22 protein-coding genes are annotated in these 21,034 nt (G+C 74.6%); 7 read left to right on the top strand and 15 right to left on the bottom strand.

The genetic code is table 11. From position 1 onward, the window contains the following. Nucleotides 1-135: 135 nt before the first annotated feature. Both fahA and VKK44_RS30775 read right to left on the bottom strand, forming a co-directional pair. The gene (fahA, locus tag VKK44_RS30780) at nucleotides 136-1,335 is read right to left on the bottom strand and encodes a fumarylacetoacetase (RefSeq protein ID WP_343444698.1); all 1,200 of its coding nucleotides are present in this window, start codon (nucleotides 1,333-1,335) and stop codon (nucleotides 136-138) included. Then, nucleotides 1,332-2,198 carry a hypothetical protein gene (locus VKK44_RS30775; protein ID WP_343444697.1) on the bottom strand — a complete coding sequence of 289 codons (867 nt, stop codon included), beginning with the start codon at nucleotides 2,196-2,198 and terminating at the stop codon, nucleotides 1,332-1,334. Before VKK44_RS30775 ends, fahA begins: the two co-directional genes overlap by 4 nt. A 93-nt stretch (nucleotides 2,199-2,291) precedes the next feature. On the opposite strand from VKK44_RS30775, the gene VKK44_RS30770 reads away from it, so the two are divergent. After that, nucleotides 2,292-3,458 (top strand): homogentisate 1,2-dioxygenase, encoded by a 1,167-nt coding sequence (locus VKK44_RS30770; protein WP_343444695.1) that lies wholly within the window; start codon nucleotides 2,292-2,294, stop codon nucleotides 3,456-3,458. A gap of 52 nt (nucleotides 3,459-3,510) precedes the next feature. Here VKK44_RS30770 and VKK44_RS30765 read toward each other — a convergent pair whose 3' ends face one another. The 3 genes from VKK44_RS30765 to VKK44_RS30755 all read right to left on the bottom strand — a co-directional run bounded on the left by VKK44_RS30765 (nucleotide 3,511) and on the right by VKK44_RS30755 (nucleotide 7,021). Then, nucleotides 3,511-4,551, bottom strand: a complete 1,041-nt coding sequence (locus tag VKK44_RS30765) for an NAD(P)-dependent alcohol dehydrogenase (RefSeq protein ID WP_343444694.1) — start codon at nucleotides 4,549-4,551, stop codon at nucleotides 3,511-3,513. 71 nt (nucleotides 4,552-4,622) lie between these two features. After that, entirely contained in the window at nucleotides 4,623-5,621 is a 999-nt protein-coding gene (locus tag VKK44_RS30760) for a tetratricopeptide repeat protein (RefSeq protein ID WP_343444693.1), read from the bottom strand. A gap of 47 nt (nucleotides 5,622-5,668) precedes the next feature. Next, nucleotides 5,669-7,021 (bottom strand): BTAD domain-containing putative transcriptional regulator, encoded by a 1,353-nt coding sequence (locus tag VKK44_RS30755; protein ID WP_343444691.1) that lies wholly within the window; start codon nucleotides 7,019-7,021, stop codon nucleotides 5,669-5,671. A gap of 188 nt (nucleotides 7,022-7,209) precedes the next feature. Here VKK44_RS30755 and VKK44_RS30750 point away from each other — a divergent pair, with 188 nt between their 5' ends. Continuing rightward, nucleotides 7,210-7,731, top strand: coding sequence for a hypothetical protein (locus VKK44_RS30750; RefSeq protein WP_343444689.1), 522 nt, complete (start codon nucleotides 7,210-7,212; stop codon nucleotides 7,729-7,731). Between the two features lie 37 nt (nucleotides 7,732-7,768). Here the strand turns inward: VKK44_RS30750 and ispF are convergent, their stop codons facing one another. The 3 genes from ispF to VKK44_RS30735 form a co-directional block, all read right to left on the bottom strand. Beyond that, entirely contained in the window at nucleotides 7,769-8,251 is a 483-nt protein-coding gene (ispF, locus tag VKK44_RS30745) for a 2-C-methyl-D-erythritol 2,4-cyclodiphosphate synthase (protein ID WP_343444688.1), read from the bottom strand. A gap of 120 nt (nucleotides 8,252-8,371) precedes the next feature. Continuing rightward, nucleotides 8,372-9,067, bottom strand: coding sequence for a 2-C-methyl-D-erythritol 4-phosphate cytidylyltransferase (gene ispD, locus VKK44_RS30740; protein WP_343444687.1), 696 nt, complete (start codon nucleotides 9,065-9,067; stop codon nucleotides 8,372-8,374). 53 nt (nucleotides 9,068-9,120) lie between these two features. Further along, nucleotides 9,121-9,606 (bottom strand): CarD family transcriptional regulator, encoded by a 486-nt coding sequence (locus tag VKK44_RS30735; RefSeq protein WP_091610855.1) that lies wholly within the window; start codon nucleotides 9,604-9,606, stop codon nucleotides 9,121-9,123. 330 nt (nucleotides 9,607-9,936) lie between these two features. Here VKK44_RS30735 and VKK44_RS30730 point away from each other — a divergent pair, with 330 nt between their 5' ends. Then, nucleotides 9,937-10,617, top strand: a complete 681-nt coding sequence (locus VKK44_RS30730) for a hypothetical protein (RefSeq protein WP_343444686.1) — start codon at nucleotides 9,937-9,939, stop codon at nucleotides 10,615-10,617. 6 nt (nucleotides 10,618-10,623) lie between these two features. On the opposite strand, the gene VKK44_RS30725 is transcribed toward VKK44_RS30730, so the two are convergent. Genes VKK44_RS30725 through VKK44_RS30710 form a run of 4 tightly spaced genes read right to left on the bottom strand, consistent with a single transcriptional unit; the run spans nucleotide 10,624 to nucleotide 14,323 of the window. After that, nucleotides 10,624-11,229, bottom strand: a complete 606-nt coding sequence (locus tag VKK44_RS30725; RefSeq protein ID WP_343444685.1) for a hypothetical protein — start codon at nucleotides 11,227-11,229, stop codon at nucleotides 10,624-10,626. A gap of 33 nt (nucleotides 11,230-11,262) precedes the next feature. After that, the gene (locus tag VKK44_RS30720; protein ID WP_343444684.1) at nucleotides 11,263-12,321 is read right to left on the bottom strand and encodes a type III polyketide synthase; all 1,059 of its coding nucleotides are present in this window, start codon (nucleotides 12,319-12,321) and stop codon (nucleotides 11,263-11,265) included. Nucleotides 12,322-12,359: 38 nt separating this feature from the next. Then, nucleotides 12,360-13,526 carry an acyl-CoA dehydrogenase family protein gene (locus VKK44_RS30715; protein ID WP_343444683.1) on the bottom strand — a complete coding sequence of 389 codons (1,167 nt, stop codon included), beginning with the start codon at nucleotides 13,524-13,526 and terminating at the stop codon, nucleotides 12,360-12,362. Between the two features lie 41 nt (nucleotides 13,527-13,567). Further along, nucleotides 13,568-14,323, bottom strand: a complete 756-nt coding sequence (locus tag VKK44_RS30710; RefSeq protein ID WP_343444682.1) for a methyltransferase domain-containing protein — start codon at nucleotides 14,321-14,323, stop codon at nucleotides 13,568-13,570. Nucleotides 14,324-14,368: 45 nt separating this feature from the next. Between VKK44_RS30710 and VKK44_RS30705 the strand changes: the two genes are divergently transcribed. The 4 genes from VKK44_RS30705 (at nucleotide 14,369) to disA (ending at nucleotide 19,014) form a co-directional block, all read left to right on the top strand. Continuing rightward, on the top strand, nucleotides 14,369-15,208 hold the full coding sequence (locus tag VKK44_RS30705) for a UbiA family prenyltransferase (protein WP_343444681.1): 840 nt from the start codon (nucleotides 14,369-14,371) through the stop codon (nucleotides 15,206-15,208). Nucleotides 15,209-15,350: 142 nt separating this feature from the next. Beyond that, nucleotides 15,351-16,130: a hypothetical protein gene (locus VKK44_RS30700; RefSeq protein WP_343444680.1), complete on the top strand. Its 780-nt coding sequence runs from the start codon at nucleotides 15,351-15,353 to the stop codon at nucleotides 16,128-16,130. A 105-nt stretch (nucleotides 16,131-16,235) separates the two neighbouring features. Beyond that, nucleotides 16,236-17,684, top strand: coding sequence for a DNA repair protein RadA (radA, locus tag VKK44_RS30695; protein WP_343444679.1), 1,449 nt, complete (start codon nucleotides 16,236-16,238; stop codon nucleotides 17,682-17,684). Nucleotides 17,685-17,826: 142 nt separating this feature from the next. Further along, nucleotides 17,827-19,014, top strand: a complete 1,188-nt coding sequence (gene disA, locus VKK44_RS30690; RefSeq protein WP_343444678.1) for a DNA integrity scanning diadenylate cyclase DisA — start codon at nucleotides 17,827-17,829, stop codon at nucleotides 19,012-19,014. Nucleotides 19,015-19,020: 6 nt separating this feature from the next. Here disA and VKK44_RS30685 read toward each other — a convergent pair whose 3' ends face one another. The 3 genes from VKK44_RS30685 to VKK44_RS30675 form a co-directional block, all read right to left on the bottom strand. After that, nucleotides 19,021-19,812: a hypothetical protein gene (locus VKK44_RS30685; RefSeq protein WP_343444677.1), complete on the bottom strand. Its 792-nt coding sequence runs from the start codon at nucleotides 19,810-19,812 to the stop codon at nucleotides 19,021-19,023. A gap of 105 nt (nucleotides 19,813-19,917) precedes the next feature. Then, nucleotides 19,918-20,481, bottom strand: a complete 564-nt coding sequence (locus VKK44_RS30680; RefSeq protein ID WP_343444676.1) for a peptide deformylase — start codon at nucleotides 20,479-20,481, stop codon at nucleotides 19,918-19,920. Beyond that, entirely contained in the window at nucleotides 20,478-20,990 is a 513-nt protein-coding gene (locus VKK44_RS30675; RefSeq protein WP_343444675.1) for a glycine cleavage system transcriptional repressor, read from the bottom strand. Before VKK44_RS30675 ends, VKK44_RS30680 begins: the two co-directional genes overlap by 4 nt. Nucleotides 20,991-21,034 lie beyond the last annotated feature (44 nt).

Below are 21,034 nucleotides of genomic sequence, written 5' to 3'. Positions count from 1 at the left end.
CCTGTGTTTCCTCCTGGGTGCGCCCCGGACCGGCACCGCCCGGGGCGCACCCGATCCGCGTCGATCAACGCGCGAGGAAACGGCCCCGGTCGCACAGTGGGTGCGACCGGGGCCGTGGGCTCGGAAAGCCGGATCTCAGCGGGCCGGGAGGACCGTCCCGGTGACCTCGCCGAGCGCGATCGTGGTGCCGTCCGGTCCGGGCGCGGTGGCGGTGATCGTCACCGTGTCGCCGTCGGCCAGGAACGTCCGCTCGCTGCCGTCGGCGAACTTCACCGGCTCGGTCCCACCCCAGGTGAGTTCCAGGAACGAGCCGACCTGGCCGCGTTCCGGCCCGGAGACGGTGCCGGAGGCGTAGAGGTCGCCGGTGCGCAGCGACGCCCCGTTGACGGTGAGGTGGGCGAGCTGCTGGGCCGGCGTCCAGTACATGGTGGCGAACGGCGGCTCGGTCACCCGCTCGCCGTTCCACTCCACCGCCAGCGTCAGATCCAGCCCGAGGTGCGGGGTGTCGCGCAGGTAGTCCTGCACCGGCGGGTCCTGGTCGGGCGCGGGCACGAACGCGGCGCCGAGCGCGTCCAGCGGGGTGACCCAGCCGGCGACCGAGGTGGCGAACGACTTGCCCAGGAACGGGCCGAGCGGCTGGTACTCCCAGGCCTGGATGTCCCGGGCCGACCAGTCGTTGACCAGCACCACGCCGAAGACGTGGTCGGCGAAGTCGGCCACCGGGACCGGATCGCCGAGCCGGCTCGGCACGCCGACCACGAAGCCGACCTCGGCCTCGATGTCGAGGCGTACGGAGGCACCGGTGGTGGGGCCCTGCGCGCTGGCGCGCTGCCCGGTGGGACGGACCACCGGCGTGCCGGAGACGACCACCGTGCCGGCCCGGCCGTGGTAGCCGATCGGCACGTGCTTCCAGTTCGGCAGCAGCGGCGGCTGACCGGGCCGGAAAATCTGCCCGACGTTCGACGCGTGGTGCTCCGAGGAGTAGAAGTCGACGTAGTCCGCCACCTCGAACGGCAGCAGCAGCTCGATCTCACCGACCGGCACCAGCAGCGGCTCCACCGCCGGCCGGTGCGCCGGGTCGGTGAGCAGTTCGGTGACGCGCTCCCGGACGGCGGTCCACTGCGGCCGGCCGAGCGCCAGGAACGCGTTCAACGTGTGCCGGCCCAGCGCACCGCCGGCCAGCACCAGACCGGCGGCCTCCGCGCCGGCCAGATCCAGCACGAGGTCGCCGATGCGGACGCCGACGCGCGGCTCGCGGTCGCCGTGCCGGAACACGCCGTACGGCAGGTTCGTCACCCCGTACGGCGAACCCGCCGCCCCCTCAACCCAGCTCACGATTCGAAGCCTCCGTTCACCAGCCCCAGCCGGATCAGATCGGTCAGTGGTTCGGCGATGCTGCACGAGCCGTACCCGACCCAGAGCGGGCGCTGCGCCTCGCGCCGGGCCCGGGCCGCCTCGACCACGCGCACCGCGTCGGTGGCGGCCAGCAGCTCGGCCACGCCGTCCACGTCGGCGCCCTCGACCGCGGCCAGCGTGGCGGCCAGCACGTTGACGAAACCGTGGTGCGTGAAGCCGGTCTCCGGGTCGCGGTGCCGGATCGCGTGGTGCAGCCCGGCGGTGAGCTTGAACGGCAGGCTCCGGTCCCGGCAGGCGCAGATGACCGCGGCCAGCTCGACCGGGCTGGGGAACAGCTCGGCGGCCAGCCCGCCGGTGCGGAACTTGGCCGCCACCGGCAGCCCACCGGCCCGCGCCCCGGCGAGCGCGTCCAGCGCGCCCATCAGCCCGAACGTCAGCGGGATCTCCGCGTAGACGGCGGTGCCGTCGAGCCGCCCGGCGAGCGCGACCAGTTCGGCGAGGCCGGGCTGCGGGTCCTCGCCCCGCTTGGCGACCGGCGCCTCGATCTGCCGGGCGGTGACGCCGTCCGGTGTCAGGGCATCGAGCGCGACGGGCAGCCGGTCGAGGCCGGTGTCGCCGATGAGCCCGATGACGAACCCCTCGGCCGGGTCCACCCGGCCGTGCAGCGCGCCGTCCTCGATCTCCGAGGCGGGCAGCAGCAGCGGGCCGACCAGGCCGGCGTACCAGGCGTCGCGGTGCCGGCGGTGCGCGGTCACCGCGTCGGGCAGCGCGGCGTTGCCGGGCGGAAAGACCGCGGCGTCGTCGACCAGGCCGGCGAGGAGGCGGGGCACCTGCGTTGACACGAGAGAAGAATGTACGGGACGCTACGAGGAACGGACAACAGCGTCCGATTATCGGACGCCACCGGCCGGCCAACGGGACATAACGGAGGCGAGATGCCGTACTACCGCAGCGTGGGCGAGGTGCCCCGCAAGCGCCACACCCAGTTCCGGCAGCCCGACGGCACGCTCTACGCCGAGGAGCTGGTCGGTCAGGAGGGCTTCTCCTCCGACTCGTCGCTGCTCTACCACCGGCACGCGCCGACCGCGATCCTCGCCGCCGAGGAGTTCGCCCCGCCCACCGTCACCCGGGTGCCGAACCTACCGCTCAAACCGCGCCACCTGCGTACGCACAAGCTCGACGGCAGCGGCGCGGACCCGGTGCTCGGCCGGCGGTACCTGCTCGCCAACGACGACGTCCGGATCGCGTACGTGCTGGCCGACCGGCCGTCGCCGCTGTTCCGCGACGCCACCGGCGACCACTGCCTCTACCTGGAGTCCGGCTCGCTGCGGGTGGAGTCGCCGTTCGGCGTGCTCGACGCGGTGGCCGGCGACTACGTCGTCATCCCCACCTCGACCATCCACCGCCTGGTGCCCACCGGCGACGAGCCGACCCGGCTGCTCGCCGTCGAGGCGTCCGGCCACATCGGCCCGCCCAAGCGCTACCTCTCCGTACGCGGGCAGTTCCTGGAGCACTCGCCCTACTGCGAGCGCGACGTCCGGGGACCGGACACCCCGCTGCTCGTCGACGGCGAGGAGGTGGAGGTGCTGGTCAAGCACCGGCGCGGCTGGACGAGGTACGTCTACGCCAACCACCCGTTCGACGTGGTGGGCTGGGACGGGCACCTGTACCCGTGGGCGTTCTCCATCCACGACTTCGAGCCGATCACCGGGCGGATCCACCAGCCGCCGCCGGTGCACCAGACGTTCCAGGGCCCGAACTTCGTGATCTGCTCGTTCGTGCCGCGCAAGGTCGACTACCACCCGGCCGCCATCCCGGTGCCGTACAACCACCACAACGTCGACTCCGACGAGATGCTGTTCTACACCGGCGGCAACTACGAGGCCCGACGCGGCTCCGGCATCGAGCAGGGCTCCATCTCGCTGCACCCGTCCGGCTTCACCCACGGCCCGCAGCCGGGCGCCGCCGAGCGGTCGATCGGGGCGGACTTCTTCGACGAGCTGGCGGTCATGGTGGACACGTTCCGCCCGTTGGACCTCTGCGACGCCGGCACCGCCTGCGAGGACGACGGCTACGCCTGGACCTGGGCGCGCAAGCCCTGACGTACACGATGAGGGGCCGCGCGGACGCGGCCCCTCATCGCTCGTCGGCGCGTCAGAACGTCGAGGCGTCGATGACGAAGCGGTAGCGCACGTCGGACGCGAGCACCCGCTCGTACGCCTCGTTGATCTTCTCGGCCGGAATCACCTCGATCTCGGCGCCCAGGCCGTGCTCGGCGCAGAAGTCGAGCATCTCCTGCGTCTCCGCGATGCCGCCGATCATCGAGCCGGCGAACGACCGGCGGGCCGGGATCAGCGAGAACGCGCGCACCGACAGCGCGTCCTCCGGCGCGCCCACGTTGACCAGCGTCCCGTCCACGGCCAGCAGGCCCAGGTACGCGTCCAGGTCGATGCTCGCGCTGACCGTGTTGACGATCAGGTCGAACGAGCCGACCAGTTCCGTGAACGTCCCCTCGTCCGAGGTGGCGAAGTAGTGGTCGGCGCCGAGCCGCAGCCCGTCCTCCCGCTTCTTCAGCGACTGCGAGAGCACCGTCACCTCGGCGCCCATGGCGTGGGCCAGCTTGACGGCCATGTGGCCGAGGCCGCCCATGCCGATCACGGCCACCTTCCGGCCCGGCCCGGCGTTCCAGTGCCGCAGCGGCGAGTAGGTGGTGATGCCGGCGCAGAGCAGCGGCGCGGCGGCGTCCAGCCTGATGCCGTCCGGGATGCGCAGCACGAAGTCCTCGGTGACCACGATGGCCTGCGCGTAGCCGCCCTGGGTCGGCTGGCCGTCCCGGCCGACCGCCCCGTACGTGCTGATGTTGCCCTTGAGGCAGTACTGCTCCAGGCCCCGGCGGCAGTTGTCGCACTCCCGGCAGGAGTCGACCATGCAGCCGACGCCGACCCGGTCGCCGACGGCGAACTTCGTCACCGCGGAGCCGACCTCCCGCACCACGCCGGCGATCTCGTGGCCGACCACGATCGGGTAGGGCGTCGGGCCCCACTCGCTGCGCGCGGTGTGGATGTCGGAGTGGCAGATGCCGGCGAACTTGATGTCGATGAGGACGTCGTCCGGTCCGAGGTCCCGCCGCTCGATGGTGGTCGGCGTGAGCGGGTCGGTCGCGGAGGTCGCCGCGTAGGCGTTGACAGTCAGCATCCGACCTTCCTACCCCGGGAACGCCGGCCGGCACACGTACGCTTCCTCACCCCTGCCGGCGGGAATACCGCTCAGCGCCGGGTGAGCGCCACGAACCCGGCGACCATCGATGCGCCGACCGCCCCGACCAGCGGCCACGGGCCACCGGCCACCGCGTAGACCACCAGCAGCAGCGGCGCGGCGGCCCCCGCCCAGACCGCCGGTGCCGGTCCGCGCGACATCGCGTCCCGCACGCCGGGCAACCGGGTCATCGGCCGCCAGGCCAGCAGCACCACCCCGACCGCCGCCAGCACCGCGAGCAGCCGGGACACGGCCGGCGCGGTCGGGGCCAGCGCGGCGACGAGCACGGCGGCGGCCAGTGACCAGCCGGCGGCGGCCAGCAGGAGCCGGCGTACGCCCGCGTCGACGGTCCGCACCGGATCGGGGCCGGTCGGGGAGATGTCGGCCACCTCGGTCAGGTGCTCCAGCGTCTCCGCGTACCGCCGCCGCTCCAGCCGGACCACCCCCGCCTCCCGCCCCGCGCCGGCCAGCTCCGGGTCCAGCCGCAACGCCTCCCGGTAGGCGCGCTCGGCCAGGTCGAACAGCTCCAGCCGGACCGCGACCAGGCCGAGCACGAGGTGCGCCTCCGGCTCGTCCGGCGTCAGCTCGACACCCCGCCAGGCCGCGTCCAGCGCCGGCTGCCCGTTACGCGAGGCGGACAGGATGGCGGCGGCGCTGCGCTGCGCGTACGCGTCGGTGGGGTCGAGCGCCAGCAGCTCGTCGGCGGTGCTCGCGGCGGCCTTCCAGCGCTCCAGGTCGAGCAGCGCGAACCCGCGTGCCACCAGCGCGGGCGCGTCACCCGGCGCGGCGGCGACCGCCGCCTCGGCCACCGTCAGCGCCTCGGCGGGACGGCCGGCGGCGAGCTGCATCCGGGCCAGCATGGTCAGCGCGGCGAGGTGCGCGGGCTCCGCCGCGATCAGCGCGGTCAGCTCGCCGATGCCCTCGTCGTAGCGGCCCAGCTCGGCCAGGAGGTGGGCGCGTTGCAGGTAGCCGTCGGCGGCGGACTGGTCGGGGGCGGCGTCACTCGGCATCCCGGCGAGCCTAGCCGCCCCGGCCCGCCGGGTGCCCGGCAGCGCGGTCAGGCGCTGCGACAGGACGCGTCCGCCCGGCGCCCGCAGGTCCCGAGGCTGCACCACCTGCGCAGGCCGCTCCCGTCCAGGAACAACCACCCGCAGCGCTCGTCCGGGCAGGCCCGGACCGTGAGCCGGCTCGGATCGGCGAGCAGTTGCGCGCCGCTGAACGCGGCGGCGTGCACGGGCAGTCGCAGCCCGGCGGCGAGGTCGATCCACCAGCGACCGCGCCCGTCCGCCGTACGCCGGAACACCAGCGACCGGGCGGCCGACCCGGCGGCGCGGGCCACCGCGTCGAAGGCCCGACGGTCCGCCGGATCGGCCAGGCTGGCGTAGAGCGCGGCCCGCAGCGTACGGGCCTCGGCGAGCACCGCCTCCGCGGTGCCGGGGTCACGCCGGGCGAGGTGCAGCAGGCGGTTCACCGACGCCTCGTCGGTCAGCCCGACGTGGCCCGCCCAGACGGCGAGCGTCCGGTAACCGCGCAGCCACTCCGCGCCGGGCAGGGGGGTGCCGCGGCCCCACCCCGCGAACGTGTTGCAGAAGTCCAGCGCGGGATGGCCGCCGACGCTCCAGGGGAGGCTCTCGTCGCGGACCCGCACCTCGTAGACCGGGCGACCGGGCCGGTCCAGCCGGTCGTCGCCGGCGAGCACCCGGCGGTGCACCTCCCGCAGTCGGGGCCCCGGCTCGACGCCGACGTCCGCCGCGAGCCGCTCCCGGGTGGTGCGGTAGAGCCGCAGCGCCTCGGCCCGCCGGGCCCCCCGGTACAGCGCGGTCATCAGGACCGCCACGAGCTGTTCCCGGGTGGGGTGCCGGGCCGCCAGCGGCAGCAGGTCGGTGATCGCCGGCCCGTGCCGGCCCAACGCCAGATGCGCCTCGGCGCGCAGCTCCACCGCGACCAGCCGAAGCTCCTCGACGGTCCCGTGCAGCCGGTCGCGCAACTCACCGTCCGCCACGTCGGCGAGCAGCGGCCCCCGCCAGAGGGCCAGTCCCCGGTCGAGCAGCCGCACCCGCGTGTCCGGCTCGGCGGCGACGCCGGCCGCCCGGACCAGGTCCCCGAACTCGTCGACGTCGACGTGATGCCCGGCCCGGTCGACGACGTAGCCCCCGGCCCGGGTGCTGATCCGCACCCCGTACGGGCCCAGCGCGGCCCGCAACCGCCCGACGTACGTCTGCACCGCGCCACGGGCCGCAGCGGGCGGCCGGCCGCTCCAGAGCAGGTCGACGAGACGGTCGGTCGGCACCACCCGGTCCGCGTCGAGCAGCAGCAGTCCGAGCAGGCAGCGCTCCTGACGTCGGACGCCGATCTCGACGGGCCGGCCGTCGTGGTGGGCCTCGAACGGCCCGAGCAGGTGGAACTCCATGTCGAACAGGACGAGGAGGCCCCGCCCGGCGGTTGTCACCCGGCGGTGAGCGCGTGGTGGGGCGGGCCCGGTCGTCGGTCCGGGACCCCGCATCGATCGCCCGGCGGAGGTCCGGAAGCGGTGAGCCGGTGGTGAGCCGGCCGGACGATCCTGGTCCGGTCCCGGTCAGCGACACGGATGGAGTGACCATGCGATTGAGGATGAGCGTCGCGGTGGCGGCGGTCGTGACGGCGGTTGCCGCGGCTCTCCCCGGCCCGGCGTCCGCCGCCGCCCGCGCCCCCGGGGCCTGGGTGCCGGCGCCGCAGGAGGCGTTCGAACTGCCCGCCGGCGCCCGGTGTGCGTTCGCGGTACGGGTGGAGCCGATCGTCGACGAGGTACGGAAGCTGACGCTGGCGACCTACCCGGACGGCTCGCCGAAGCGGGAGTTGTTCACCGGCGCCCTGCTCGACCGGGTGACCAACCTGGAGACGGGTGCCACCTCCACCGCCGACGCGAGCGGCACCTCACTCGTCGTCCACGGCACGGACGGGTCGATGACCTGGTACGTCACGGGCCCGGTGCTGCTCGGCTTCCGGGAGAACGCCGGCACATTGCCGAAGGGGCTGTGGATCGTCGACGGCCAGTTCCGGGTGGCGTTCACGCCCACCTTCGACAAGACCATCACGATGCTGCACGGCACGACCCACAACGTCTGCACCGACGTGGACTGAGCCCCCGACCCGGCGGCCGGCGTCCCCGGTCGCCGGGTCACGCCGCCGGCGCCTCGTACACCAGCGCCACCGCGATGCCGGCGAGCCCTTCGCCGCGCCCGGTGAAGCCCAGGCCGTCGGTGGTCGCCGCGGACACCGTGACCGGTGCGCCGGCCGCCTCGGAGAGCACCCGCTGCGCCTCGTCCCGGCGTGACCCGATCCGGGGCCGGTTGCCGACCACCTGCACGGACACGTTGCCGATCACGAAGCCGGCCGCGCGTACCCGGCGCGCGCTCTCGGTCAGCAGCGCCACCCCGGAGGCGCCGGCCCACTCGGGTTGGTCGACGCCGAAGTTGGCGCCCAGGTCGCCGAGGCCGGCGGCGGAGAGCAACGCGTTGCAGGCGGCGTGCGCCACCACGTCGGCGTCCGAGTGGCCGGCCAGGCCGTCCTGGTCGGGCCAGTGCAGGCCGGCGACCCAGCAGGGCCGACCGGCCGCGAACGCGTGCACGTCGGTGCCGACGGCCACCCGAGGAACGATCATGACCCGAGCGTACGCGGACGCCATGATCAAGGAGTTCGGGTCACCATCGGGCCGGACGGCGACGCAAACCCCTTGGTCAACTCCGGAGGGCGGAGGGCGGAGGGCGGAGGGCGCGGAAGGTCAGGCGCCGGTGGCCAGGAGGTGTTCGGCCAGGGTCAGGTCGAACGGGCGGGTGATCTTCAGGGCCAGCTCGGAGCCGGGCACGCAGAACACCGCGACGCCCTGCTTCTCCACCAGGCCGGCGTCGTCGGTGAGCGGATCACCGGCCGCCCGGTGCGCGGCGGCCAGCACCGGCCGGCGGAAGCCCTGGGGGGTCTGCACCGCGCGCAGGACCGCCCGGTCGACGGTGCCGAGCACCCGCTCGGCGGCGTCGACCTCCTTGATCGTGTCGACCACCGGCAACACCGGGATCACCGCGTCGTGCCCGCCGCGGACTGCCGCAGCCACCGACTCGACCAGCTCGGGCGGGGTGAGCGCCCGGGCCGCGTCATGGACCAGGACGATCTCCGGCCCGGGCGGCACGGCGGCGAGCGCCGCCGCGACGGAAGCCTGGCGTTCGGCACCACCCGGCACCACGGTCACCGGTGCCACCGGGGCCAGCAACGCCCGCACCGACTCGACGTCGGCGGCCGGCGCGGCCACCACGATCGTGTGCACCGACGGTGCGGCGGCGATCCGGCGGACGGCGTGCACCAGCAGCGGCTCGCCGCCGAGCGCCCGGAGCGCCTTGGGAGCACCGGGGCCGAGGCGTACGCCGGCACCGGCCGCGGGAACGAGGACCGCGACGTCACCGCGCGGATTGAGCTGCGCGGTCACGTCGCGGTCCTCGGTTTCGTTCAGGGTGCTGCGGGTAGAGGCAGCGGTGCGGATCAGGCTTCGGTCAGCACCTTGTCGAGCAGCGACTCCGCCTCGTCCTTCGTGCTCTTCTCGGCCAGCGCGACCTCGCCCACGAGGATGTCACGAGCCTTGGCGAGCATGCGCTTCTCGCCCGCCGACAGGCCCCGCTCCCGCTCCCGGCGCCACAGGTCGCGGACGACCTCGGCCACCTTCAGCGGGTTGCCGGAGGCCAGCTTCTCCAGATTCGCCTTGTAACGCCGCGACCAGTTGGTGGGCTCCTCGGTGTGCGGAGCACGGAGCACGTCGAAGACCTTGCCCAGGCCCTCTTCGCCGACCACCTCGCGCACACCCACGATCTCGGCGTTCTCAGCGGGCACCCGGACCGTCAGGTCACCCTGCGCGACCCGCAGGACGAGGTACTCCCTGGGCTCGCCCTTGATGACCCGAGTCTCGATTGCCTCGATGAGTGCGGCCCCGTGGTGGGGGTAAACAACGGTCTCGCCGACACTGAAAACCATAGGTTCGAAACCCCTTTCGCTGTGTCTAGGGTAACACGCTCAGGCACCGATGTCTCACCGCTGTCCTGATCGTTGGCGCAGCTCAGGGGCCCTGTGAGAGGTATTTCTTCGGCTTGACAGGAGGCCAAGACGATGGTTTAGCCACGCTCCGTGACGAACAAATAACAACCCGGTACGGGCAACGACCGGAGCGAACAGATCTAGGGCAATGCGCTTCTTCCATGGTAGCTCCGTAACTCCACCCGTGCCCAGGTGTGGCGGTACGGCCCCCGGTGCGGGACGCTGGTGGAGGACGTGACGTCCGCTCGCCGAGACGTTCCTGGGGGTCCGATGGGCGTGCCTGACGCTGACGGCCAGGGGCCGGCGGACGGCCTGCCGGGGCTGCCCCCGGAGTGGGGCCGGGTCGTCGTGCCCGACGACGCCTCGGCGCTCGCCGACGAGGCCCGGCAGATCCGCCGCGAGCTGCGCCGCGACCCCCGCCACCACGCACGCCCGGCCCGGTTCGCGCGCCCGCTGCTGGCGCTGCTGGCCTCGGTGTTGATCACGCTCGCCGGGTTGGCCGCCGTCACCTGGCCGCGACCCCACCGCACCACCGGCGCGCCGACGGTGCTGCCCCGGTCCACCCCGGCGGCGATCGGCCCGCTGCCCGCGCTCGACCTGGTCGGCGCCGACGACACGCCGGTGCCGCTGCGCGGCCTGCTCCCCGCCATGATCATTTTGGTCGACGCCTGCGCCTGCGCCGAGCAGGTCGGCGCGGCGGCGGCCACCGCGCCCGCCGGCGTCACCGTGGTCACCGTGACCGAGGGCCGCCGCGCCGGACCCGCCACCGCGACCGGCGTACGACCGCTCGGCGACCCGGCCGGCGGCCTGCGCTCCTACCTGCACCTCTCGGCCCGTCCGGGCACCGCCACCGCGCTGCTCGTGGACCGACGGGGCACGCTCGTGCGCCTGGTGCCGGAACTGGGGCCGACGGCGGACTACCGGGCCGACCTGGCCCGGTTGGCCGGCTGAACCCGGCTAGTAGAGCGCCTCCATCCGCGCGTCCAGCTCGATCTCGCCCCGTACCGCGACGAACCGCACCCACACCGGCGCGCCCGTGCCGCCCAGGAGCGAGACGCTCACCCGGTCACCGCAGCCCATCACCCGCTCCACGCCGTTGGAACCGGCCCCGGTCACCGTCATCGAGACGGCCCCGTCGCCGGAGCAGCTCACCGACAGCCGGTACCCGTCGTCCCGGGACGGATTCGCCTGCCGCACGACCGGCGGGCCACCCGGCATCAGCCGGGACGTCTCCCGCCACACCACGTGCGACACGTCCCCCTGGCGCGTCCCGCCGTCGGGCTCCACGTCGACCACCACCGGACGGCCCGGCCCCGGGCGCACCTCGCCGGTGCGGGGATCGACCTCGACCACCACCGAACCCCGACCGACCGGCTGCTCCGGCAGCACCGGCGCGGTCCTGGCGTCGAGATCGACGCGGGACCGGACGCGGTCGTCGGCGGAGGGGCCGACGGTCGTGTCCAACCACGGCGTCGCCGACCGCCACCACCACGCGCCGAGCGCCAACGCCGACACGGTCAGCCCGACCAGCATCGCCGCCCGGAACCGCTCCTCCGAGGCCATGCCGGGCAGCGTATCGACGCGACGGCGACCCCGTCAGCCCGTGCGCTCCAGCAACGCCGCGTAGAGCGTCAGCCCCGGCCCGAACGCGAGCATCACCACCCGGCGCGGCGGCGGCTGGGCACGACTCAGCCGGTCCAGGATCAGCAGCACCGTCGGGGACGAGCAGTTGCCGTGCTCGGCCAGCGTCTCCCGGGACGCCGCCAGCGCCGTCGGCGGGAGATCCAGCTCGCGCTCCACCACGTTGAGGATCCGTGGACCACCCGGGTGCACCGCCCAGCCGTCCACCCCGGACCGGTCGCAGCCGTGCCGGGCCAGCAGGTCGTCCACCAGGTCACGGACGAACCGGGACAGCACCTTCGGCACCTTCGGCGACAGCCCCATCCGGAAGCCGGTGTCGGTGACGTCCCAGGTCATGTGGTCGGCGGTGGAGGTGTCGGTGACGGAGGTGACCTCGCGCAACGCGTACCCCGGGCCGCCCGGGACGACCACGGCGGCGACCGCGGCATCCGAGAACAACGCGTGCGAGACGATCTGCTGGGTGTCCACCCGGGCGCCCGGTGGCTGGATGTGCAGGCTGGTCAGCTCCGCGCAGAGCAGCAGCGCCGGCCGCCCCCGGGCGGTGACGAAGTCACTCGCCGCGCCGAGCCCCGGCAGCGCCGCGTAGCACCCCATGTGCCCGACGAACATGCGCTGGGTGTCCGGGGCCATGCCGAGGTCACGGGCCAGCAGGATGTCCAGGCCGGGCGTCGCGTAACCGGTGCAGGAGCAGACCACGAACAGCCCGACGTCGCCGGCGTCCAGGCCGGCGGCGGTGAGCGCGCGGCTGACCGCCTCCTTCCCGAGCGGCAACGCCTCGACCTGGTAACGGCGCATCCGGCGCTCGGTCGGCCACTCCGAGACGTCCTCCAGCAGCGGATTCACCGCCGCCTGCCGCCGGGTCACCCCGGAGTTGGCGAAGATCTTCTCGGCCAGCACCCGCGTGGTGCCCGAGAAGTGCTTCTCGAAGAAACCCGTCCACAGCTCGTCCTGCGCGGTGCCCGGCGGTAGCGCCATGCCCAGACCCGCGATCACCGGTACGCCCACGTCCCCCACCTCAGCTTCGCTCAGTCCTGCGGCCGTCGAACTCCGGCTTACCAACGAGGGACCGCGCTGTCCCGGTCCGGGTCGCCGCCGAGCGCGGCGATGCCGAGCCAGTCGGCGCACACGTCGGAGGTGGCCGGGTGCAGCGAGCCGCACCGGGCGTCCCGGTAGAGGCGCTCCAACGGATGACCGCGGCGGGTCGCCGACGTGCCGGCCGCCTCCAGCATGGACGCCGCCACGTCGGCCGCCGTGGTGCCGGCCAGCAGCTTGGCCCGCCACACCCAGCGGTTCGTCTCGGCGGAGCCGGGTTCCTCGTCGACCCGGCGGGCCGCCTCGGCGACCACCAGCTCGGCGGCGGCCGTGGCCGCGTCCGCCCGGCCCAGCCGGGCCCGGACCGCCGGCAGGCCGGCCAGGCCGCGGGTGTTCAGGTGCTCGGCGGCGGCGTCGATCGCGGCCCGGGCCACCCCGACGTAGACGGCGGCGTAGCTGGCCACCAGCCAGTGCGGCATGAGCTGGGCCACCACCAGCGCCAACCCCTCCACGCCGCCGAGCAGCCGGTCGGCCGGCACGGTCACGTCCAGGTGCAGGTCGTGCGAGGAGGTGGCGCGCATCCCGAGCGAGTCCCAGGTCGGCTCGACCGTGATCCCCTCCCCGGCCGGGACCAGGAACTGGGAGACCACCGACTGGTCGGTGGCGCTGCGCGCGGCCACCAGGTAGCCGTCCGGGTGGCCGGCACCCGAGCAGAACGTCTTGGCGCCCTTGAGGTGCCAACCGCCGTCGACCGGTTCGTAGACGGTGCTGAGCTGGGACAACCGCGCGCCGGCCCCGCGCTCGCTCATCGCCACCGCGTACCAGGCGCCGTCGGCCGCCGCGCGCAACAGCCGGTCGCGGGCGGCGAGCGCCTCCTCCGGTACGCCGAGCGCCTCGGCCAGTTCCTCGGTCACCGCGCCCAGCGCCCCGGTGACCGAGGCGTGCATGTTGAACACCAGCGCGGTGGCCCCGTTGCCCCGGGCCAGTTCGGTGGCGACGGCGGCGTACTCGGCGAAGGTCGCCCCCTGCCCGCCCAGCTCGCGCGGGACCATCAGGCCGAACAGGCCGGCCTGGCGAAGGTCGGCGAAGTCGTCCACCGGGAACGAGCCGTCCCGGTCGTGCCCGGCCGCCCGGGCGGCCAGTCGCGGCGCCAACCGGCGGGCCGCCTCCAGCGCGTACACGGTCATGTCGCCCCCTTCTCGGCGTCCCTTACCCCCGGTGACCTCGGCTATCCGCGCCGGCGTCCACTGCCCTGGTAGAGCACCGCGGTCGACCGCGTCGGCACGATGCGCGGCTCCGTCCGCACCGGACGGTCACCGCCCCGCCACCGGCGCAGCAACCAGGCCAGCGTGCCGCCCAGCTCCGGCCGGACCCCGCGCAGGCGCAACGACACGCCGTGCCGGGCACACTCGGCGACCAGCGCGCGGGCGTCCACGAACAGCCGGTGGTCGTGGATGCCGCGCGGCACGGTCGGCAGCCGCTCGCCCAACTCCACCGCGACCAGCCGGGCCAGCAGCGTGTCGTTGAGCGTGTCCAGCACCAGCAGCCCGCCGGGTCGCAGCAACCGGCACGCCTCGGCCACCGCCCGCCGCCAGTCCGGCACGTGCTCCAGCAGCTCGCCGGCGGAGACCACGGCGGCGCAGCCGTCGGCCAGCGGCACGGCGGTGGCGTCGCCCTGGAGCACCGTCACGCCGTGCGCGGCGGCCTGGTCGAGCGCGGAGCGGGTCAGATCCACACCGACGTGCCGGTAGCCCTTGCCGGCCAGGTGCGGCGCCAGCAGCCCGGCCCCGCAGCCGAGGTCGACCAGCAGATCGTCCCGGGTGGACGCCGGTGGCACCAGGGCGGCGCGGGCGCGGGCCAGCCAGTGCAGCATGGCGAACGCGCCGTCGGGCCGCCACCACTCGCCGGCCAGGTCGTCGTACTGCCGGGGGTCGTTCGGGGACAGCGCCCGGTGCGGGCTGGGCACCGGCGACGCTTCGGGCATGGACCGAGCGTGGCACGACTCCCCGGTAACGACCAGACTTCCCTTATGTCGACGCGGGTGTTAGGGCTGGTCAGAGCGAGTCATCCGGAGCCGGCCGTGGCGGTCGTCGTGGTCGCCGCGCTGCTCGCCGCCGGCGTCGGGCACACCCCCGTCGGGGTGGCGACGGTGGCGCTGACGGTGCTGGCCAGCCAGCTCGCCGTCGGCTGGAACAACGACCTGGTCGACGCCGACCGGGACGCCGCGGTGGGGCGTACCGACAAGCCGGTGACCACCGGCGCGGTCGCCCGCCCGACGCTGGCCCGGGCCACCGCGGTGGCCGCCGTCGCCACCCCGCTGCTGGCGCTGACCGGCGGCCCGGCCGCGGCGGCCTGCGCCACGTTGGGGCTGGTCTCCGCGTTGCTCTACAACAAGCCGTTGAAGTCCACGGCGGTGTCGGTGCTGCCCTACGCGGTCTCGTTCGGCGCGCTGCCCGCGTTCGTGGTGCTGGCCCGGCCCGGCCCGGCCGCGCCGCCGGCCTGGCTGGTGGCCGCCGCCGCGCTGCTGGGTGCCGGGGCGCACTTCGCGAACGTGCTGCCCGACCTGGCCGACGACGCCCGGACCGGGGTGCGTGGGCTGCCCCACCGGCTGGGCCCCGCGGGCAGCCGACTGGCCGCCGCCGGGCTGCTCCTCGCCGCCACCGTCGCGCTGGTCCTCGGTCCGCCCGGGCCGCCGTCGTGGACCGGCCTGGCGGCGGTCGCCGCCGCCGTCGCGGTGCCGGCCATCGGTTGGTACGCCGGGCGCGCCGCCACCGGGACCGGCGGCCGGCCGGTGGCCGCCTTCCGGGCGGTGCTGGTGGTGGCGCTCATCGATGTGGTGCTGCTGGTGGCGAACGGCCGGGTGGTCTGAGCCGTCGCCGCCGAAGGTGGCATTGCCGGGTCCGCGTGCGGGCCTCGATCAGCTCCAACTACCCTGGAGCGCGGTCTGCGCGGGTATGGCCACCCCGTGTCCGGGGGTCGACCGGGCGGGGATCGTGACGAGGAGGACCGACGTGACGCGCTCGATCAGGGGTTCCCGGCGGCCGGCCCTGCTGCTGGCCGGCACGGCGGCGGCGGCGAGCCTGCTGCTGTCCGGGTGCGGCGCCGGGCAGGTGGCCGAGACCGCCAACAAGATCCCGTCGGTCCAGGGCGTCAACGTCCAGACCTCTGACAACCTCTACAAGGTGCGCGGGCTCTACGTGCAGTTCCCCGGCCCGGAGGGCTACCAGGCCGGTGCGAACGCGCCGCTGAACGTCGTGATCTACAACGACAGCGAGGCCCCGGTGACGGTGACCGTCACCACCGACAGCGCCCGCGAGATCCTGCTGACCGGCGCGGCCGGCTCCAGCGGCGCGGCCACCCCGACCGGCTCGCCGACCGAGCCGGCGTCGGCGTCGCCTACCGCCGCCGACCCCAGCGCCTCCCCCAGCCAGTCGCTGGAGGTGCCCGCCTCGCCGTCCGCCTCGTCCAGCGCGTCGCCGTCGGGGGAGGCGTCGCCGTCCGAGAGCGCGTCGGCGCCCGCCGGCCAGCCCGCTCGGATCGAGATCCCGGCGCTCGGCTACGCGCAGCTCAACCACGGCAACCCGCGGTTCCTCCAGCTCGTCGGCCTGAACCAGAAGCTCCTCGTCGGCCAGCAGGTCAACCTGACCTTCGACTTCGGCGACGGCAAGGTGGTCAAGACCCCGGCGCCGATCGGTGTCCCGCTGACCCCGCCGGCGCAGCCGTCCCAGATCGTCAACCCGCGCGAGCACTCCGCCGAAGAGGGTGGCACCGAGGGCGGCAGCCACGGCTGACGCCGTACCCGTTCCGTCCGACACCGCCGCGGTGGCCAGCGCCACGCGGCGGTGTCGTCGTCTCGGCGGTGGGCGTTCGTCGTACCGGCCGGATAGCGTCCGGTGGTGACCACGCCCCGATCGACCCCGTCCCGCGCCGGCGCCGGCCGCGGTCGCGCCGCCGCCCGCGAACCCCGCCCGGCCTACGAGTGCGACGCCTGCGGCCACCAGCCGCCCAAGTGGATGGGTCGGTGCCCCGAGTGCGGCGAGTGGGGCTCGGTGGTCGAGTCCACGGTCACCGGCCCGCTGGTCTCCGGCCGGGTGGTCAGCTCCCGGATGCCGGCCGAGCCGGCCCGGCCGATCGCCACCATCAGCGCCGCGCCGGCCCGGGCCCGGCCGACCGGCGTCAGCGAGCTCGACCGGGTGCTCGGCGGCGGGCTGGTTCCCGGCGCGGTGGTGCTGCTCGCCGGTGAGCCCGGCGTCGGCAAGTCGACGCTGCTGCTCGACGTGGCCCAGCAGTGGGCGGCCGGGGCCGGCAGCCCGTCGCTGGTGGTCAGCGGCGAGGAGTCGGTCAGCCAGGTGCGGTTGCGGGCCGAGCGGATGGGCACCCTGCACGACCAGCTCTACCTGGCCGCCGAGAGCGACCTGGCGGCGGTGCTCGGCCACCTCGACGCGGTCAAGCCGGGGCTGCTGGTGCTCGACTCGGTGCAGACCATCTCCACCACCGGCACCGAGGGCGTGCCCGGTGGCGTGACCCAGGTGCGCGCGGTCACCGCGGCGCTGGTGTCGGTGGCCAAGGAGCGGGGCCTCGCCACCGTGCTGGTCGGGCACGTCACCAAGGACGGCCAGGTGGCCGGCCCCCGGGTGCTGGAGCACCTGGTGGACGTGGTGCTCCACTTCGAGGGCGACAAGCACTCCTCGCTGCGCATGGTGCGCGGCGTGAAGAACCGGTTCGGCGCCGCCGACGAGGTGGGCTGCTTCGAGATGCACGAGGGCGGCATCAGCAGCCTGGCCGACCCGTCCGGCCTGTTCCTGACCCGCTATTCCGAGCCGGTGCCGGGCACCTGCGTCACGGTGGCCATGGAGGGCCGGCGGGCGCTTGTCACCGAGGTGCAGGCGCTCATCGGGGCCACCGTCGCCGGCTCGCCGCGGCGCACGGTCTCCGGTCTCGACAGCGCCCGGCTGGCCATGGTCCTGGCGGTGCTCCAGCGCCGCACCGAACGGCTGACGCTGCACGACCGCGAGGTCTTCGCCGCCACGGTGGGCGGCATCCGGGTGGTCGAGCCGGCCGCCGACCTGGCGGTGGCGCTCGCGGTGGCGTCGGGTGGGCTCAACCTCGCGCTCAACCCGCACCTGGTCGCCATCGGCGAGGTCGGGCTCACCGGTGAGGTGCGCCGGGTCGGCGCGGTGCCCCGGCGGCTGGCCGAGGCCGCCCGGCTGGGTTTCCGACTGGCTCTGGTCCCGCCCGGGTGCGGCCCCGGCAGCAGCGGCGTGGCCCCCGAGCACATGCGGGTGATCGAGGTCACGGACGTGCGGGCGGCGCTCCAGGCGGCTGCCCGGGCATCGGCGGAGTGACAGTGCGTAGTCACGTGCCGGGAGCGGCCGGACGATTCCGGACAGGCCACCCCGCCCGGCGGGGACCCGCCGAGCCGGACATCACGACACATCACAGTAACCACGAGAGCACCCACCGCACCGCAGTCCGTAGACTGTGCCCGTGCCGATCGACCGCGATGCCACCAAGCCCGCAACGGCGACGCCGCACGCCCGCACCGGCGCCGTGAGCGGCAACCCCACCCGTGCCATCAGCGTGAGCGTCGCCGGCAGCGTCGGCGGGGCCGGCGCCGACCCGCTGCGGGCCAATCTCGCCCTGATGGCACCGGGCACCGCGCTGCGCGACGGCCTGGAGCGCATCCTGCGCGGTCGCACCGGCGCGCTGATCGTGCTCGGCTACGACAAGGTGGTCGAGCAGATCTGCACCGGCGGCTTCCCGATGGACGTGGAGTTCTCCGCCACCCGGGTCCGCGAGCTGTGCAAGATGGACGGCGCCGTGGTGCTCTCCAGCGACGGCACCCGGATCGTCCAGGCCGGCGCGCACCTGATGCCCGATCCGTCCATCCCCACCGAGGAGTCCGGCACCCGGCACCGCACCGCCGAGCGGGTGGCCCGACAGACCGGCTACCCGGTCATCTCGGTCAGCCAGTCGATGCGGATCATCAGCCTCTACGTCAACGGTCAGCGGCACGTGCTGGACGACTCGGCGGCGATCCTGTCCCGGGCCAACCAGGCCCTGGCCACGCTGGAGCGTTACAAGCTCCGGCTGGACGAGGTCTCCGGCACGCTCTCCGCGCTGGAGATCGAGGACCTGGTCACCGTGCGCGACGCGGTGGCCGTGGTGCAGCGGCTGGAGATGGTCCGGCGGATCGCCGACGAGATCGCCGGCTACGTGGTCGAGCTGGGCACCGACGGCCGGCTGCTGGCGCTTCAACTGGACGAGCTGATGGCCGGCGTGGACGCCGACCGCACCCTGGTCATCCGCGACTACCTGCCGGTCGGCCGCAAGTCGCGCACGCTCGACGAGGCGCTGGTCGAGCTGGACCTGCTCAGCGCCACCGAGCTGATCGACCTGGTGGCGGTGGCCAAGGCGATCGGCTACCCGTCCGCCTCGGACGCGCTCGACGCGGCGGTCAGCCCGCGCGGGTTCCGCCTGCTGGCCAAGGTGCCGCGACTGCCCGCCGCCGTGGTCGACCGGCTGGTGGTGCACTTCGGCAGCCTCCAGCGGCTGCTCGGTGCGACCGTGGAGGATCTCCAGGCGGTCGAGGGGGTGGGCGACGCCCGCGCCCGGGGCGTGCGCGAGGGCCTGTCCCGGCTCGCCGAGGCATCCATCCTGGAGCGGTACGTCTGACCCGGCTCAGCCGGTGACGGTCAGCTTCACCGGCTCGCTGATCTTGGTGCCGACCCGGGCGAAGACCTGGTACGTGCCGATCGGGGCGTACGGGCCGGCGGCCAGCCCGTCGGCGCAGCGGCTGGTGTCCCGCCCGTTCCAGCCCAGCTCGTAGGCGCGCTCGAAGTTCGGCGTGAACGACTGCACATCCGAGCCCTTGCCGGTGCCGCAGGTGTCCGACGACCAGATCTTCTCCGCGCCGGCCTTGACGTAGAGCTCCTGGAGATCGGCGCCGACGTCCCGGCTGCACGTGCGGTTCGAGACATTCTTGATCTTGAGGCGCAGCGTGACCACCGTGCCCCGCTGGGCGGTGGCCGGCACCGCGACCGGCGTCACCTGAAGCTCGGCGTCGGTGCAGGCGCCGTCGGCGGAAACCGGCTCGCCGGACGCGCCACCGTCGCCCGGGCCCGATCCGCCGCCGGTGTTCGTACCGCCCCCGGTGTTCGTACCGCCCCCGGTGTTCGTGCCCCCGCCGCTGCTGCTCGTGCCGCCGCCGTCGGCGCCGGTGTCACCACCGGAGGCATCAGGCGCCGGCGACGGACTGGCCGTCTGCGGGGTCAGCACCGAGCCGGACGGGCCCGGGGCCGCCCCCGCGGAGCCGCCCGGTGACGGGTCACCCCCGCCCGGCCCGCCGGCGTTGCGGTCCGTGCCGGTGCAGGAGTAGAGCAGGACAATCAGGAAGAGCACGCCCGCGCCGAGCACGACGGCACGACGCCGCCAGTACACGGTGGGGGGCAGGGGGCCGACCGTCAGACGCATGATGCGCCTACCGTAGTCGCGCGGCGCTCGGCGCGCCGGTCCGACGCGCCGGTGACCGCGCGTCACCCCGATCCGGACGTCCACTGTGGATCACCACGGGGTCGGTCAGAGGTAGACCTGACGCTGGTAGATGGCGTGCGCCCCGGCGACCCGGTCGAGGAAGAGCAACCCGGTGCAGTGGTCGATCTCGTGCTGGAGCGCACGCGCCTCGAAACCGTCGGTCACCAACCGCACCGGCTCCCCGCTGCCCGGCAGCGCCCCCTCCACCACCAGGCGACTGGCCCGCTTCACGTCGCCGGTCAGGTCCGGCACCGACATGCAGCCCTCACGGCCGGCCTTCCACCGGCTCGCCTCCACCACCCGGGCGTTGCAGAGCACGAACGTGCCGTGCACGGTGACCGCCTTCGGATGCCCGGTCACGTCCACCACGAACACCTGGGCGCTCACCCCGACCTGCGGCGCCGCCAGGCCCACACAGCCCGGCGAGACGCGCATGGTGGCCACCAGGTCGGCGGCCAGTCGCACCACCTCGTCCGAGGTGGGATCGACCTCCGGGCCGGGCCGGCTCAGCACCGGCTCCGGGGCGGCGACCACCGGACGGACCTCACCCGGGACGCCCAGCTTCTCCGGTGTCCAGCCGCCCAGGCCGGCGTACCCCCCGGAGGTCACAGCAGGTCCGAGTCCGCCGGGCGGAGGCTGACGCCGACACCCAGCTCGGCCGCCGCCCGGGTGAGCCGCCCGGCCACCTCGTCCGAGCTGCCCGGCGGCAACTCCACCTCGGCGACCACCACGTAGAGCGAGCCGGTCAGCCGGGTGCTCAGATCGGTCACGTTGCCGCCGGCGTCGGCCAGCACCCGGGTCATCGCCGCCACGATGCCCATCCGGTCCGCGCCGTGCACCGCGAGCACGTACGGCTCACCGGCGGGCACGCTGGCGCCGTCCGGGGCGACCGCGCGCACGGTGGCCAGCAGGTACCCGTCGGCGGCGAGCGGGGCCAACGCGGCCTCGACGTCGGCGGCGGTCGGGCCCACGCAGATCAGCGTCATCGCGAAGTGGCCGCGCAACCGGGTCATCGTCGAGTCGGTGAGGTTCGCGCCGAGCCGGGCGAGGGCCTCCGCGACGTCGGCGACGATGCCCGGCCGGTCCCGGCCGATGACGGTGATCGCGAGCTCGTTCATTCGGACATTCTGCCGCGCCGCCGAAGTCCCGCCGCGCCGGCCCA

The sequence above is a fragment of the Micromonospora sp. DSM 45708 genome (assembly GCF_039566955.1).
Classification (GTDB): Bacteria; Actinomycetota; Actinomycetes; order Mycobacteriales; family Micromonosporaceae; genus Micromonospora.
This window is presented reverse-complemented; position numbering and strand designations above follow the sequence as displayed.

Bases quoted from the DNA above. Each gene is read 5' to 3' on its own strand.
- VKK44_RS30770 (WP_343444695.1), top strand. From the start codon at position 2,292: ATGCCGTACTACCGCAGCGTGGGCGAGGTGCCCCGCAAGCGCCACACC.
- VKK44_RS30765 (WP_343444694.1), bottom strand. From the start codon at position 4,551: ATGCTGACTGTCAACGCCTACGCGGCGACCTCCGCGACCGACCCGCTC.
- VKK44_RS30760 (WP_343444693.1), bottom strand. From the start codon at position 5,621: ATGCCGAGTGACGCCGCCCCCGACCAGTCCGCCGCCGACGGCTACCTG.
- VKK44_RS30755 (WP_343444691.1), bottom strand. From the start codon at position 7,021: ATGGAGTTCCACCTGCTCGGGCCGTTCGAGGCCCACCACGACGGCCGG.
- VKK44_RS30750 (WP_343444689.1), top strand. From the start codon at position 7,210: ATGCGATTGAGGATGAGCGTCGCGGTGGCGGCGGTCGTGACGGCGGTT.
- ispF (WP_343444688.1), bottom strand. From the start codon at position 8,251: ATGATCGTTCCTCGGGTGGCCGTCGGCACCGACGTGCACGCGTTCGCG.
- VKK44_RS30735 (WP_091610855.1), bottom strand. From the start codon at position 9,606: ATGGTTTTCAGTGTCGGCGAGACCGTTGTTTACCCCCACCACGGGGCC.
- VKK44_RS30730 (WP_343444686.1), top strand. From the start codon at position 9,937: ATGGGCGTGCCTGACGCTGACGGCCAGGGGCCGGCGGACGGCCTGCCG.
- VKK44_RS30725 (WP_343444685.1), bottom strand. From the start codon at position 11,229: ATGGCCTCGGAGGAGCGGTTCCGGGCGGCGATGCTGGTCGGGCTGACC.
- VKK44_RS30715 (WP_343444683.1), bottom strand. From the start codon at position 13,526: ATGACCGTGTACGCGCTGGAGGCGGCCCGCCGGTTGGCGCCGCGACTG.
- VKK44_RS30710 (WP_343444682.1), bottom strand. From the start codon at position 14,323: ATGCCCGAAGCGTCGCCGGTGCCCAGCCCGCACCGGGCGCTGTCCCCG.
- VKK44_RS30705 (WP_343444681.1), top strand. From the start codon at position 14,369: ATGTCGACGCGGGTGTTAGGGCTGGTCAGAGCGAGTCATCCGGAGCCG.
- VKK44_RS30685 (WP_343444677.1), bottom strand. From the start codon at position 19,812: ATGCGTCTGACGGTCGGCCCCCTGCCCCCCACCGTGTACTGGCGGCGT.
- VKK44_RS30675 (WP_343444675.1), bottom strand. From the start codon at position 20,990: ATGAACGAGCTCGCGATCACCGTCATCGGCCGGGACCGGCCGGGCATC.